Origin of the sequence: Maribacter aquimarinus (assembly GCF_047345505.1) — a bacterium.
In the GTDB taxonomy this organism is placed as follows: Bacteria; Bacteroidota; Bacteroidia; order Flavobacteriales; family Flavobacteriaceae; genus Maribacter.
On the sequence record NZ_JBLFEO010000032.1, the window covers coordinates 1 to 13,478 of the forward strand.

The 13,478-nt window shown below is 52.4% G+C and carries 8 protein-coding genes and 1 pseudogene; 5 read left to right on the forward strand and 4 right to left on the reverse strand.

The window, feature by feature from the left end; translation table 11 throughout:
* Window positions 1-115: 115 nt before the first annotated feature.
* The 4 genes from ACKWCC_RS16935 (at window position 116) to ACKWCC_RS16950 (ending at window position 4,813) form a co-directional block, all read left to right on the forward strand.
* Window positions 116-784, forward strand: coding sequence for a hypothetical protein (locus ACKWCC_RS16935; protein ID WP_413997156.1), 669 nt, complete (start codon window positions 116-118; stop codon window positions 782-784).
* Between the two features lie 82 nt (window positions 785-866).
* Window positions 867-1,385: a porin family protein gene (locus ACKWCC_RS16940; protein WP_413997157.1), complete on the forward strand. Its 519-nt coding sequence runs from the start codon at window positions 867-869 to the stop codon at window positions 1,383-1,385.
* An 813-nt stretch (window positions 1,386-2,198) separates the two neighbouring features.
* On the forward strand, window positions 2,199-3,758 hold the full coding sequence (locus tag ACKWCC_RS16945; RefSeq protein ID WP_413997158.1) for a M20/M25/M40 family metallo-hydrolase: 1,560 nt from the start codon (window positions 2,199-2,201) through the stop codon (window positions 3,756-3,758).
* 98 nt (window positions 3,759-3,856) lie between these two features.
* Complete coding sequence (locus ACKWCC_RS16950) at window positions 3,857-4,813, forward strand: L-threonylcarbamoyladenylate synthase (RefSeq protein WP_413997159.1); 957 nt, start codon at window positions 3,857-3,859, stop codon at window positions 4,811-4,813.
* 333 nt (window positions 4,814-5,146) lie between these two features.
* Here the strand turns inward: ACKWCC_RS16950 and ACKWCC_RS16955 are convergent.
* The 4 genes and pseudogenes from ACKWCC_RS16955 to ACKWCC_RS16970 all read right to left on the reverse strand — a co-directional run bounded on the left by ACKWCC_RS16955 (window position 5,147) and on the right by ACKWCC_RS16970 (window position 12,874).
* Window positions 5,147-7,277, reverse strand: a pseudogene (locus tag ACKWCC_RS16955) (Tex family protein).
* Between the two features lie 136 nt (window positions 7,278-7,413).
* A complete protein-coding gene (metG, locus tag ACKWCC_RS16960; protein ID WP_413997160.1) occupies window positions 7,414-9,489 on the reverse strand; it encodes a methionine--tRNA ligase in 2,076 nt (691 codons plus the stop codon).
* A gap of 176 nt (window positions 9,490-9,665) precedes the next feature.
* Window positions 9,666-11,375, reverse strand: a complete 1,710-nt coding sequence (locus ACKWCC_RS16965) for a DUF1501 domain-containing protein (protein WP_413997161.1) — start codon at window positions 11,373-11,375, stop codon at window positions 9,666-9,668.
* Window positions 11,376-11,386: 11 nt separating this feature from the next.
* A complete protein-coding gene (locus tag ACKWCC_RS16970) occupies window positions 11,387-12,874 on the reverse strand; it encodes a DUF1800 domain-containing protein (RefSeq protein ID WP_413997162.1) in 1,488 nt (495 codons plus the stop codon).
* Between the two features lie 142 nt (window positions 12,875-13,016).
* Between ACKWCC_RS16970 and ACKWCC_RS16975 the strand changes: the two genes are divergently transcribed.
* Window positions 13,017-13,421: a YraN family protein gene (locus tag ACKWCC_RS16975; RefSeq protein ID WP_413997163.1), complete on the forward strand. Its 405-nt coding sequence runs from the start codon at window positions 13,017-13,019 to the stop codon at window positions 13,419-13,421.
* Window positions 13,422-13,478 lie beyond the last annotated feature (57 nt).

A 13,478-nucleotide genomic window follows, 5' to 3' on the forward strand; every position in this document is an offset into this window, starting at 1 on the left:
ACAGCTTCAGGTCACCGCTCAACAGGTTCGACACCACAATTGCAAGCTGGAAAGGGTTCAACTACCTATCTTTCATCGTATTGGCACTGAAAAAAATAAAATTGAAAAAGTTTAAATGAGTTCATATAAATGCCGGGAGTTGGTACCTGTTTCACGAATTTTTATAATCGGTTTCTCGGTATTAATATTTTCCGATTGTTATTCTCAAATTGATAAATCAACAGAAGCCTATGTCGGTTTGGGATATTATCGTCATACAGGGTTTGATAACAATGCCTACTATCATGCAAGGCTCGGGCTGGAAATATTTTCATTTAAATTTATCTCCCCCGAAATAGATTTCACTTATTATTTTGGGGGCAATGATAGAATTGGCGAAAGGAACTTACAGACCGGCTTACCGATTTCCAGATTACTAAAGAATTTTAGAGGTGGGATTTGGGGGATTTCACCCAAGATTTATATCTGCGATATCGATTCAAGGTTGGTATTCATCCCCAAATATCACTTTGGTTCTGTTTCCGCAGATGGCCTAGTGATTACCCCCAATGGACGTGATGACATCACCGAAACGAAATCCCGAATCGCATTTTGGTCCTTTAGCGTGGGATTTGAAAACTTAATCGATAACGATAGGCTTACACTCGGTATTTATCTTACCTATACCGGCTTTGATGCCGGTGAAAGTCTAAATGATATTTCGTCCCCAGATTTTGGTTTTCCAAACTCCGAGACCGAAACCAGCACCATTGGACTGACCGCTAGAATAGGTTATAGAATGTGATAAATAGTTTTCGTTGAAACATATAAGCCATCGGAAGAAAGCTATATTTGATTTCAAATTACTCAACTATAATTGAATAAATATGAAATATGTATTATTGATTGTTGTCGCTTTGGCAATATCCCTGCCTAATGATGCTGCAGGTCAGAATATTTCCTTCGGCGCCACTGGCGGGCTTTTGAGCGGGGGTGAAAAGTTCAAGAGCGGTTCTGAGTCGGTAACCGCTTCGGATACCGGTTTTTACTTGGGGCTCACTTCGAAGATACCATTATCGGGAAAGTTTACCATTGCCCCAGAAGCGGATTACGGAAGAATAGAAAACAGTAGCTTCCTGTTTGTTGCTGGGCGGGTGCACTACTTTGTACTACCCAAATTTTATCTTCAACTAGGCCCTCAAGTAACTTATCTGTTCGATGACCTTAATGATGCCTTTTCCCAAGCCGGTCTGGATATTTCCAGTGGGGTGGGATATGAAATTAACGATCATTTTGGAATCAACGCCCGATATTCTTTTGAAATCACAAACCGTAGTAAATTAGAATTTGATGATGTGAGTTCAAGGCTTCGTTGGTTGATGATTGGAATTGAGTATGTGTTTTAGAGTATTACACCAAAATATCTTTTGAAATTAATGCACCTGACCAGGTGTGTAGGGGACTTAGCGACCTCATAAGTGCGAAAAACGACAAAATCTATGTGAAGTCCGGTAAACAGGCGGTAAATAAACATCAAATTTAATTTTATGAAATTTTTGATGATTATGGAAACTTGGGGCTTCTAGGAACTTCGAGCTAACTTGACTAATATGCAGCTACGTGGTCACTGACCCTATAATGTTTTCTCTCAGTTTGATTCAAAACGTCCCTAAAACCGGCCGTTTTACGGTGCCAGGAGTTTATCTCTTAAAAAGGAACAAAACACGGTTCCATTTCCCGTTCTTTTTAGTGATTCCGGTACTTCACCTTTTACGGAACTAAAGTAAAAGCAAGAGGTGTGGGTACCCTTATGGCCACCCAATGACCAAAAAGCGCGCATGGATTGCTTCCAAAATGCCGTTTGCGAAAAAATCTCCCCGCTGGAAATGCCTTTAACGTACCGGCAGCAAATGGAAAAGCACTTAGGCCCCTTACCTTGGTTAGAAGGCTGCCCAAAACACCACCATACTTCCAAAAAGAACTGGGGCACCGTTCGGCACCCTACAAAAAAACGGTTGGCATAATCCTGTATCACACCTATTTATGGTTCTCTGGAGTGCATCCCCATTCCAGTCGCCCCTAATCCGTTCTTTGAAAAAGCGCAGTGCGATATCTTTTGTAGCGCTCCCCAAGCGGTGCCCAACATCGGCCCCATAAAAAGGTGTTGGTTCCCACTTTATTACCTATCTTGTTCAGTTGAAATCCATACCCTTATAAAAATGAAAAAAATAGCTGCTTTCCTCACCTTTCCATTGCTTTTCGTGGGCGTCCTATCTTGGGCCCAAACCACTGAAGAAATCGTTGCTTCCATAGAAAAAGAGGCCACCGAGAACTCCCAACTGGAACGCTTGGCCTATGAGGTGCTGGACCTGAACGGCCCCAGATTGGTGGGCACGCCACAGATGAAGACCGCGCACGACTGGGCGGTACGCGAATTTGCCAAATGGGGCATTTCCGCAGAAAACGAAGCCTACGGCACCTGGCGCGGTTGGGACCGTGGCATTACCCATGTGGACATGATATCCCCCAGAGTGGCCAGTCTCAGCGCCACCCAATTGGCCTGGAGCCCCAGTACGGGAAAAAAGCCCCTGGAAGCACCCGTGATCCCATTGCCCACCGTAGCAGATTCCGTGGCCTTTGCCCAGTGGCTGCCCAAGGCAAAGGGCAAGATCGTCATGGTGAGCATGCTGCAGCCCACGGGACGGCCCGACTACAATTGGGAAGAATGGGCCACCCCGGAGTCTTTTGAAAAAATGAAGCAGGAGCGCGAGGCCCTGGAAAACGCTTGGCGCGATAACATGCGCAATACGGGCTATACCAGCCGAACCATTAACGCAGCACTGGAAAAAGCCGGGGCGGTGGGCATTGCCCAATCGCGCTGGTCAGATGCCTTTGGCGCCAATAAGATCTTCAGCGCGGGCACCAAGGAAATTCCCGTGGTGGACATTTCCCTGGAAGATTACGGCATGCTCTACCGCATGGCACAGAACGGGGACACCCCCACCCTGCGCATTGTGGCCCAGTCCAAGGACCTGGGCGAGGTGCCCACCTTTAACACCATTGCCTCCATTCCAGGCTCGGAACTGCCCAACGAGTACATTATCCTCTCCGCGCATTTCGACTCTTGGGACGGCGGTACCGGTGCCACCGACAACGGCACCGGCGTGATCACCATGATGGAAGCGGCCAGAATCTTGAAAAAAGTGTACCCCAACCCAAAACGCACCATCATTGTGGGACTATGGGGCGGTGAGGAGCAAGGGCTCAACGGATCGGCGGCCTACGTGGAAGACCATCCCGAAATTGTGGACAATATGCAGGCACTTTTTAATCAGGATAACGGTACCGGACGCGTGGTGCGGTTAAGCGGACAAGGCTTTTTGCATGCCTACGACTACTTGGGAAGATGGATGGAACCCGTTCCCCAGGACATTAAAAAACATATTGAGACCACCTTCCCCGGCACGCCCGCCAGTGGCGGATCGGACTATGCCTCGTTCGTGGCGGCGGGTGCTCCCGGTTTTTCCTTGAGCTCCCTGAGCTGGAGCTACTGGAACTACACCTGGCACACCAATTTGGACACCTATGACAAAATTGTCTTTGACGATGTGCGCAACAATGCCATCCTAACGGCAATTCTTACCTATATGGCGTCGGAAGACCCGGAGAAAACCTCCAGGGAAAGAGCCACCTTGTTCGGCAAAAACCGCAGAACCGGCGAACCCATGACCTGGCCCACGCCACGGACCCCAAATCGTAGAGGGGGATTGGACGATTGAGCTGGTGCCGGGCCACAAAAGGGAACCGTGCCACGACCGGCCAAAATCGCCGTGGCCATGCGGGACGCATGCCCATTTGGTAGTATCTTTGTCCCATCATGAACACCCTTGTCACCACTAATGTTGGCCACTGCCAAACCCTCTTGAAAAACGGAGAGGTCGTGGCCATTCCCACGGAAACGGTCTATGGCCTCGCGGCCCATGTTTTCAATGATGCCGCTGTGGGGCGCATTTTTGAGCTCAAGCAGCGGCCAAAATTCAACCCCCTCATTGTGCATTTGCACCAGATGGCACAATTGGATTCCGTTGTACGGCACATTCCAAAAAAAGCGCAAAAGCTCATGGAGCACTTTTGGCCCGGGGCCTTGACCTTGATCCTGCCAAAACACCCCGATGTAAGTGACCTGATCACGGCCGGAAAACCCACCGTGGCGGTGCGCATGCCCAAACACCCCATGACCAGGGCCCTATTGCAGGGGCTGGACTTTCCCTTGGCCGCCCCCAGCGCCAATCCCTTTACCCGGGTGAGCCCCACTTCTGCCAAGCACGTGCTGCACTACTTTAACGGTAAGATCGCCGCCATTTTGGACGGTGGGCCCTGCGAGGTGGGCCTGGAGTCCACCATTGTTGGTTTTGAGGGGGAAACGCCCGTGGTGTTCCGCAAAGGGGGCATCGCCATTGAGGCCCTCGAAAGGTTGGTGGGCCCCGTACGCCTTTTCACGGACAATGAAAGTGCCCCACAGGCACCGGGAATGCTCTTGAAACACTACTCGCCCCGCACGCCCTTGATCATTTCCAGCAACATAAGAAAGCGCTTGGAAGCCTGTACGGACAAACGTGTTGGCGTGCTGTCTTTTTATGCCGATGATTTTCCAACGGCCGAAACCATAAAAGTTTTGTCTCCCAAAAAAGACATGGAAGAGGCCGCCAAGGGCCTGTTTGCCGCTTTGCACGCACTGGACGCCCTGGACCTTGACCTCATCATTGCCGAAGCCTTTCCGGAAGAAGGTTTGGGCCGCAGCATACAGGACCGCCTGCGCCGGGCGGCCCATTAGATTGGCATACGGTTTTGTTTCAACCCATTGCTTCGGCGAAAGTGCCCCGCAATGAGGTCTTCGCGGGGAGGCACAACAAGGCCCCTGGCCTACGTCTTCGCGAGGAGGCACAACGAAGCGATCTGTTTGTTTCCAAGTTGAAGGTTCGTCTGGTTTCCCAACACCCCGAGACGGGTTGTCCCTTTGGATTAAACCAATTGCTTCTTCCGAAATGGGCCCCGCAATGGCGTCTCCGCGGGGAGGCAGGACGAATGCTGCCCCTGCCACAGGCGGGGGATGGGTCCGATCCAGGAAGCATTCACACCCTTTTGCCAGGGAAACCAAAAACCGATCCTAGTCCTTGTGCATGGCCAACTGAATGCGTTTCCTGGCCACATCCACGGCCAAGACCTTTACCATGATCTGTTGGTGCAGCTGCACGTGTGCGCCCACATCCTTGACAAAGCCAGGGGCCAGGTTGGAGATATGGATCAGACCGCTTTCCTTGATGCCCAAATCCACAAAACAGCCAAAATTGGTAATGTTGTTGACAATGCCGGGGAGCAGTTGCCCTTCCCGGAGGTCTTTAATGCTGGCAACGTTCTGGTCAAAGGCAAAGACCTTGGCCTTTTCCCTCCGATCCAGACCGGGCTTTTCCAATTCCTCCAAAATATCCTTCAATGTGGGCAGTCCGATCCCATCTTTGCAATAACGGTCCAGGTCCACTTGTGCCAACAGCTCCTTGTTGCCAATGAGTTCCAGCACGTTGGTTTTCCGATCTTTTGCCATCTGCTCCACCACACCATACCGCTCTGGGTGCACGGCCGAATCGTCCAGGGGGTGTTTACCTCCCTTTATGCGGAGGAAGCCGGCCGCTTGTTCAAAGGCCTTGTCCCCCAGGCGGGGCACCTTTTTAATGTCCTGTCTGCTGGCAAAGGGCCCGTGTTCCCGGCGGTGCTTCACCAAGTTCTCCGCGAGTTTTGGGCCTATGCCGCTCACATAACTGAGCAGGGACACGCTGGCGGTGTTCACGTTAACGCCCACGGCGTTCACACAACTGGCCACCACTTGGTCCAGGGCGGTCTTTAATTTGGTCTGGTCCACATCATGCTGGTACTGCCCCCACCCCTATGGATTTTGGGTCTATCTTGACCAGCTCGGCCAGGGGATCGGCCAACCTCCTGCCAATGGACACGGCACCCCTAACGGTAACATCGTAATTGGGGAATTCCTCCCTGGCCACCTTGGAGGCAGAATAAATGGATGCCCCCGCCTCGCTCACCACAAACACTTCTACGGGATGCCTAAAGACCACTTTCTTCACAAGGCGCTCGGTTTCCCGGGACGCCGTTCCGTTTCCTATGGCAATGGCCTCCACTTTATGGGCATTGGCCAGGGAACCCAATTTTTTAATGGCTCCGGAGACATCGTTTTTTGGCGCATGCGGATAGATGGTCTCATTGTGCACCAAGTTCCCTTGGGCATCCAGACAGACCACCTTGCAGCCGGTCCTAAATCCGGGGTCTATGGCCAGAATCCGCTTCTCCCCCAACGGGGCGCCCAACAACAATTGCCGCAGGTTCTTGGCAAAAACCGCAATGGCGGCATCATCCGCCCTTTCCTTTGCCTTGCGCAGCAGCTCATTGCCCAGGGCGGGAAACAGCAATCGTTTATAGGCATCGGCCAGGGCCAGTTCAATTTGGGCCGCACATTCGGTGTTGGGGTTTTTAATGAGGCGCTGGGCCATCCGTTCCAGGGCGCGATCGTGGTCCATCTCAATTTTTATACGGATGAACTTCTCGGCCTCTGCCCGCAAAATGGCCAGAAACCGGTGGGAGGGACAACGGTTAAGGGCTTCGCTATGGTCGAAGTAATCGCGGTACTTCTGTGCTTTTTCATCCTCTTTTTCAGGGGTGGCTGCCTTGGTGGTGATCAGGGCATCACGCTCCAGCCACTTCCTCAGTTGATGGCGAATGGCCGTGCGTTCGTTGATCCATTCCGAAATGATGTGCCGTGCCCCTTCCAAGGCCATCCCCACCTGGGTCACCTCCTTGTTCAGGTATTTGGTGGCCAAGGGTTCCAAGGCCCCGGTATTTTGGGCCATTATGATCTTGGCCAAAGGTTCCAAACCGTTTTTCCGTGCCACCTGGGCCTTGGTCCTTTTACTTTTCTTAAAGGGAAGGTACAGGTCTTCCAGTTCCACCAACTGTGTGGCCCGTTCCAGTTTGTCCTTGTGTTCCGGGGTCAGGGCCCCCTGCCCCTCCACCGCCTTTAGAATGGCCTGCTTCCGTTTCTGCAGGGCCTCGTACTGTTCTTTGTGCCCCAAAATGGCCGCAACCTGAACTTCGTCCAGATTTCCGGTGCGCTCTTTTCTGTACCGGGAAATGAAGGGAACGGTACAATCTTCGTTGAGCAGCGCCACGGTGTTCCGGATGCTCTGTTCTGGAAGTTGGGTGTGGGTCTGGAGATAGGGGATGAGCTGCATAGGGAAGAGGTGTTTAACTGAACGAAATAAGGGTCTATATCCGAAAACTGGGTTTGTAAAGGGCCTTTATGGCACCTTATTTCCGCCGCGGAAAAATGACCTTGGTCCAAAAAGAATGGGAATGGGCGTTTAAGGTTTAACCAATCCCTTCCCCATTCGCGACCCCAGCGGTGTCCGGATTCACAAAGACGAGTTTGCCTTCCTTGTTTTCGGTCATCAAGATCATGCCCTCACTTTCCACCCCACGCAGCTTGCGCGGAGCCAGGTTCACCAATACGGTCACTTGTTTCCCCACGATTTCCCCTGGGACAAAACTTTCGGCTATGCCAGAGACTATGGTGCGCACGTCCAGTCCGGTATCTACCTTCAGCACCAACAACTTCTTGGCCTTGGGCATCTTTTCCGCTTCCAGGATGGTGCCCACGCGCATGTCCAGTTTGCTGAAATCATCAAATGCAATGGTGTCCTTTTGGGGCACTGGGGCTTTGTTCATCTGTTCGTTGGCTTTTTTTGTGGCCTCCAATTTGGCCAGTTGTGCTTGGATCTCCTTGTCCTCCACCTTGCGGAACAGGAGTTCGGCTTGGTTGATCCTGTGCCCTGGATGTAACAGTACATCATTCGCGCTTACGCTCTCCCAACCCATCTTGACCGCGCCCGATGTGACATTCAACATCGATCTGAGTTTTTTGGAGGTAAAGGGCAAAAACGGCTCGCTCAAGACCGCCAGGCCCGTGGCTATTTGCAGGGCCACGTACATGATGGTGCGCACCCGTTCCCCGTCCTGTTTTATGACCTTCCAAGGCTCTTCATCTGCCAAATATTTGTTGCCCAGACGGGCCAGGTTCATCAGTTCCTGGCTGGCCTCCCTAAAACGGTAGCGTTCCAGGGATGCCGCAAGGCTGTCCGGGAATTTTCGCAGGGCCTCCAGGGCCGCCCGATCTTCTTTGCCCAAAACTCCGGGCTCTGGCACCGTGCCCTGGTAGTACTTGTTGGTGAGCACCACCACCCTGTTCACAAAATTGCCAAAGATGGCCACCAACTCGTTGTTGTTGCGGGCCTGAAAGTCTTTCCAGGTAAAATCATTGTCCTTGGTTTCCGGGGCGTTGGCCGTTAGCGTGTAACGGAGCACATCTTGCATGTCCGGAAAATCCACCAGGTACTCGTGCAGCCAAACGGCCCAGTTCTTGGAGGTGGACAGTTTGTTGCCCTCCAAGTTCAGAAATTCATTGGCGGGCACGTTCCGGGGCAGGACAAAACCGCCGTGGGCCTTTAATATGGAAGGGAAAATGATGCAGTGAAAGACAATGTTGTCCTTGCCAATAAAGTGCACCAGTTGGGTGTCCTGGTCCTTCCAATAGGGCTCCCAATCCTTGCCCTCACGGGCCGCCCATTCCTTGGTGGAAGATATGTAGCCAATGGGGGCATCGAACCAGACATAGAGCACTTTTCCCTCACCGCCACTAACGGGCACGGGAATGCCCCAGTCCAAATCACGCGTCACCGCACGGGGCTCCAGACCGCCATCGATCCAAGATTTGCACTGCCCGTACACATTGGGTTTCCAATCGTTCTTATGGCCCTCCAATATCCATTTTCGCAAAAACGCTTCATAGCGGTCCAAGGGCAGAAACCAGTGCGTGGTCTCCTTGGTGGTGGGCACACTTCCGGTAATGGTGCTTTTTGGATTGATGAGGTCCGTGGCGTTCAGGGACGATCCGCAGCTTTCGCACTGATCGCCGTAGGCCTCTTCGTTGCCACATTTGGGGCAGGTGCCCGTGACAAAACGATCGGCCAAGAACTGCTGGGCCTCCCCATCGTACAGCTGTGCCGTGGTCTCCTCCAGAAAATCGCCCTGTTCGTACAACTTCACAAAAAAGTCCGATGCCGTTTTGTGGTGAATGGCCGCAGATGTCCTGGAATAATTGTTAAAGGTGATGCCAAAGTCCACAAAAGACTGCTTAATGATGCCGTGGTACTTGTTCACCACCTCCTGGGGGGCAATGCCCTCTTTCTTGGCCTTCATGGAAATGGCCACCCCGTGCTCATCGCTGCCACAGATAAAGGCCACGTCCCGGCCCAGCCCGCGCAAATAGCGTGCATAGATATCTGCCGGGACATAGACTCCGGCCAAATGGCCAATGTGAATGGGGCCATTGGTGTACGGCAGCGCGGCGGTGATCGTATATCGCTTAGGGGTCTCTTTTGTGGCCATTTTATGGTTTTAGGCTGCAAAAATACTGAAATTGTGTTTGGGAACCTTCCCTTGGAGGCTAACAAAAATGGGCGTTGGCCCCGTAACGGACCCGGTGGCATCCAAAAGAAAAACCTTTGGGCCATCCCAACGATGTTCCCAAAGGTTTAAAAATCAGTGCTCGATTGGATCTTGTGCTAGGCCACCATCACCGACTTGCTCATTTTCTGGTTCTGCACGCTGATGCGGTAAATGTATTTCCCGGTGGACAAATGTTCGGGCATCCGCTCGCGGATATTGATCTCCGTGCTGCCCTCCATCATCATCTCATTGAACACCGTGCCCACGTTCTGTCCCAGGATGTTAAAGAGCTGAATGTCCACATGGGCCGAGAAGGGCATTTCCAAATAGATATGGGGGGTACTGTCCGTGGGATAAAAAGGTTTGTGCACCACGGCATTGGTGAGATTGGGGTCCATCGGGCTTGGGTCCGTGCCCTCTTCGGTGGGCGGCACCGGCGGGGTCACTTCCCCATCGTTGTACACAATGTCCGGAAATTCCGTTCCGCTGCAGTTGAACCCCAAGTTAATGGGCCTGTAAGGGTGCTGCAAGAGATGTTGTTCCACCAGGGGGATGTCCACGCACAGCCATTCTGCCAGCACCGTGGCGTAGAGGTCACGGAAATCCGTGTTGTACTCCAGATTGCCCCGGCCGTCCGGGTCTTCCAGGGTGGGGTGCTCCCCCACAAAGGCACTGCCGTTTAGGCCCGAGCCAAAAAACAAGGTGGGGGCGGCCTTGCCGTGGTCGGTGCCATTGGATCCGTTCTCAAAGATGCGGCGACCAAATTCGGAGAAGGTCATGCTCAGCACCTTGTCATCTTGTTGGGTAAAGGCAATGTCCTCATAAAAATTGTTGATGGCCACCGAGAGGTTGGTCATAAGGCGTTCATGGGCCAAGGGTTGGTTGCCATGGGTGTCAAAACCGCCCATGGAGACCATGAACACCTTGGTGCCCAGATTACCCTTGATCAGTTTGGCCAAGAGCTTCATTTGGCGGGCAAAGGGATTGTCCTGGTATTCCACCTGGTTCTGGCCCCTCTCGTAGGCCGCGTGGATAATGCCCGAATACTCATAGGTGGTGTTGGCCACGCCCCTTAAAAATTTAAGCTGATCGCCGTACATACAGTTGTTGAAAAGCGCGTCTTCCATGCCATAGACCAGTCCGGATTCCGCAATTTCCTCCAATTGGTTGATGTTGGAGGTCACAAAGGCATAGTTGGTCTCCTCGCCCTGAAAGACGAGGTTGCCAAACTGACCGATCTGTATGGCGGCAGGCGCCGCCGGCGGATTTACCAGGTAATCCGGGTACAAGTTCTCAAAATGCCGTCCCATCCAACCCGTGTCCAGGCCACTGAAACCACTGGTCTGCAGATCGGTGTTGGCAAAAATGTCCGACCCCGTAAAATGGGACAGGCTCTGGTTCTCATAGCCCACACCGTGCACGGCCTTGAACTGTCCTTCTCCCCAAAGGGGCTCCAAAGCGCTCATATAAGAGGGCACGCCAAAATCGTCCGTGAGCTTCAACACCTTGCTCTCGGGGATGTAGATGTTGGGGCGGGCGTTGGCGTAGGTATCGTACTGTTGTATGGGAATCACGGTACTGAGGCCATCGTTGCCCCCGGAAAGGCGAATGAGGATCAAGATGTTGTCCGTTTCCGCAGCGGCCACCCCGGCCGAAAGCGCCGATGGTCCGGAAGCCGTGAGCATGTTGCTGCCCAGCATCATGGAACCACTACCGGCAATGCCCAGGGCCTGCAGGAAAGAACGACGGCTCCAAAACTTGTGTTCGTCATCGTGGCCGTCATGTTCAAGGCCTTTGTATGGGGAATGGTGGGGTATGTTGCACATGGAAGTAGGTGTTATTTAAGTTGAAACTCTGGTTGACGGGCCAAGTATTGCAAAAGGAGGTACACTTGGTAGGGGGCTTGGGGCCAGGTGCCCAGGTCCCAAATGGGTTGGTCTCCGCCCTCATAGTACACCTCCTCCACATCACTCCTGAAAATGGCAAAGGCCTTATCGTATTCCGCCTCGTTCAGCAGTCCTTGGGGAAGGACATAATCAATGATCGGCCGGGCCACCAGATCGGGGTTGCTGGTGGTAAGGCCCAAGGTGCCGGTCACGGCCAGGCCAAAACGGCGAAACTGCTCGTTGTCCGCTTCATAAAAACGTTCCAAAATGCCTTCGATGGTAAGCCAGCGCCCAATGATAAAGTTGGTGTTGATCCATTCCCTGTCCCGCTGCCATCCGGCCACGTCATAGGGATCGAAGAGTCTTTGGCTCAACTGGCCGCTGTAGTTCACCATTTCGGCCACGTGGGTCTCGGTGTAGTCAAAACCGGTTTCCTTAAGGGTGTTGAAAAAGAAATCGAACGGGCTTTTTATGATGACCCCTATCGCTTCTTCATCAAAGAAATGTTCACTCTTAAAAAGCTGTCGCAAGACCGGGGCCATTTCAAAATCGTTGGCCAGCATGGTGTCTGCCATACCGTTCAGTATGGGCTGGGCCTGATCGGCCAGCGCATCTGGGTGCACAAAGAACTTGTAGAGCTTTTTGGAGATGAAAAAAGCGATCTCCCGGGTACGCTCCTCGAAAAGGATGTCAATGACATCGTCATAGCCCCAATTGCCGGTACGTCCCATAATGGTCTTGGCATCGGTATCAAAACGGGTGGGGTCAAAGGTGATCATGGTACAGCCCACCTCGCCGCGGTTCACATAACCGGTCAGTGCCCTTGAGGCCTGCACAATATCTTCTTCGGTATAGCCAATGCCCTCGCCCAGGGTAAAGAGCTCATAAAGCTCACGGGCGTAGTTCTCGTTGGGCCTGTTCTTGTTGTTAAAGGCCCCGTCCAGGTAGCGCAGCATGGCGCTGGTAAGGCCGATCTCCCTCACAAAGGTCCTGAAGTTTCCCAGGGCATTGCGCTGGAGACAGACCAGATATTCATAAAGGAAGGAGTTGCAGTCGTACACGTCATACTCCGTGACAAAGTGGTTGCTCCAAAAGAAACTGAGCCGGTCCCGGAGGTTGTTGTCCAGCAAGGACCGGGCGTACTCCAGCTTAAATTCCTCGAACTGCTGGCGGCGCAACTGCCTGGCGGCGTCATTGTCTTCGGGGTAGTTGGCGTTGGTCCAGGTTGCCCAGGCCGGTGGCGGTAGCACCGGTAGGGCCAAGGCTTGGTCCACGAGGGTGTCCACGAGGGTGCCCGCGTCCTGTCCCACGGCCTGCGCTATGGTCTCCGGAGTGGCCCCAAATCCCAACCTGCGATAAAGGTGCTGGGCACGGCGCTGATCCAAGGAAACGGTATAGGGGGCAAGGGAGGATTCATTGCAATTAATGAAATATTCCATAATCCTAAATAGGTTATTTATGCGTTTATAGAGAGTTGGGGCTTCTAATTAACGACCGGAAATATTGTTTGGTATCAAAAACCAAGTTAATTTCGATGGAATGCACAACAAAATAAAACCAATATTTTAAAATGACCGCCCAATGGTGTTTTTTTTCGATGAAATGCACCAACAAACCACTGTTTTATGGGAAAGCATAATGAATTTGGTAAAGAAGGTGAACAATTGGCCATCCTGGCACCTTGTAAAAAAAGGGTATAGGATACGCCAAAAAAACTACCGCTACCTCAAGGCCGAAGTGGATATCATTGCCCAGAAGGGAGACACTTTGGCCATAGTGGAGGTCCGTTCCCGAAGTTCGGAATTTTTTGAGCACATTGCAGAGACCGTTACCCCAAAAAAGATGAAGCTCCTGGTCATGGCCGCAGACCACTACGTGCAAAAAGAGGACCTGGACGTAGAGGTGCGCTTTGATATCATCACCGTCTTGAAAAAACAGGGCAAGCTCACCTTGACCCACCTGGAGGACGCTTTCTACCATTTCTGAACCCTTGCGCTCCCGCTGCCGCCGGAAGGCCCGCCAAGCCGCCCCATCCAAGGAAAG

Bases quoted from the DNA above. Each gene is read 5' to 3' on its own strand.
- ACKWCC_RS16935 (WP_413997156.1), top strand. From the start codon at position 116: ATGAGTTCATATAAATGCCGGGAGTTGGTACCTGTTTCACGAATTTTT.
- ACKWCC_RS16940 (WP_413997157.1), top strand. From the start codon at position 867: ATGAAATATGTATTATTGATTGTTGTCGCTTTGGCAATATCCCTGCCT.
- ACKWCC_RS16945 (WP_413997158.1), top strand. From the start codon at position 2,199: ATGAAAAAAATAGCTGCTTTCCTCACCTTTCCATTGCTTTTCGTGGGC.
- ACKWCC_RS16950 (WP_413997159.1), top strand. From the start codon at position 3,857: ATGAACACCCTTGTCACCACTAATGTTGGCCACTGCCAAACCCTCTTG.
- metG (WP_413997160.1), bottom strand. From the start codon at position 9,489: ATGGCCACAAAAGAGACCCCTAAGCGATATACGATCACCGCCGCGCTG.
- ACKWCC_RS16965 (WP_413997161.1), bottom strand. From the start codon at position 11,375: ATGTGCAACATACCCCACCATTCCCCATACAAAGGCCTTGAACATGAC.
- ACKWCC_RS16970 (WP_413997162.1), bottom strand. From the start codon at position 12,874: ATGGAATATTTCATTAATTGCAATGAATCCTCCCTTGCCCCCTATACC.
- ACKWCC_RS16975 (WP_413997163.1), top strand. From the start codon at position 13,017: ATGGTGTTTTTTTTCGATGAAATGCACCAACAAACCACTGTTTTATGG.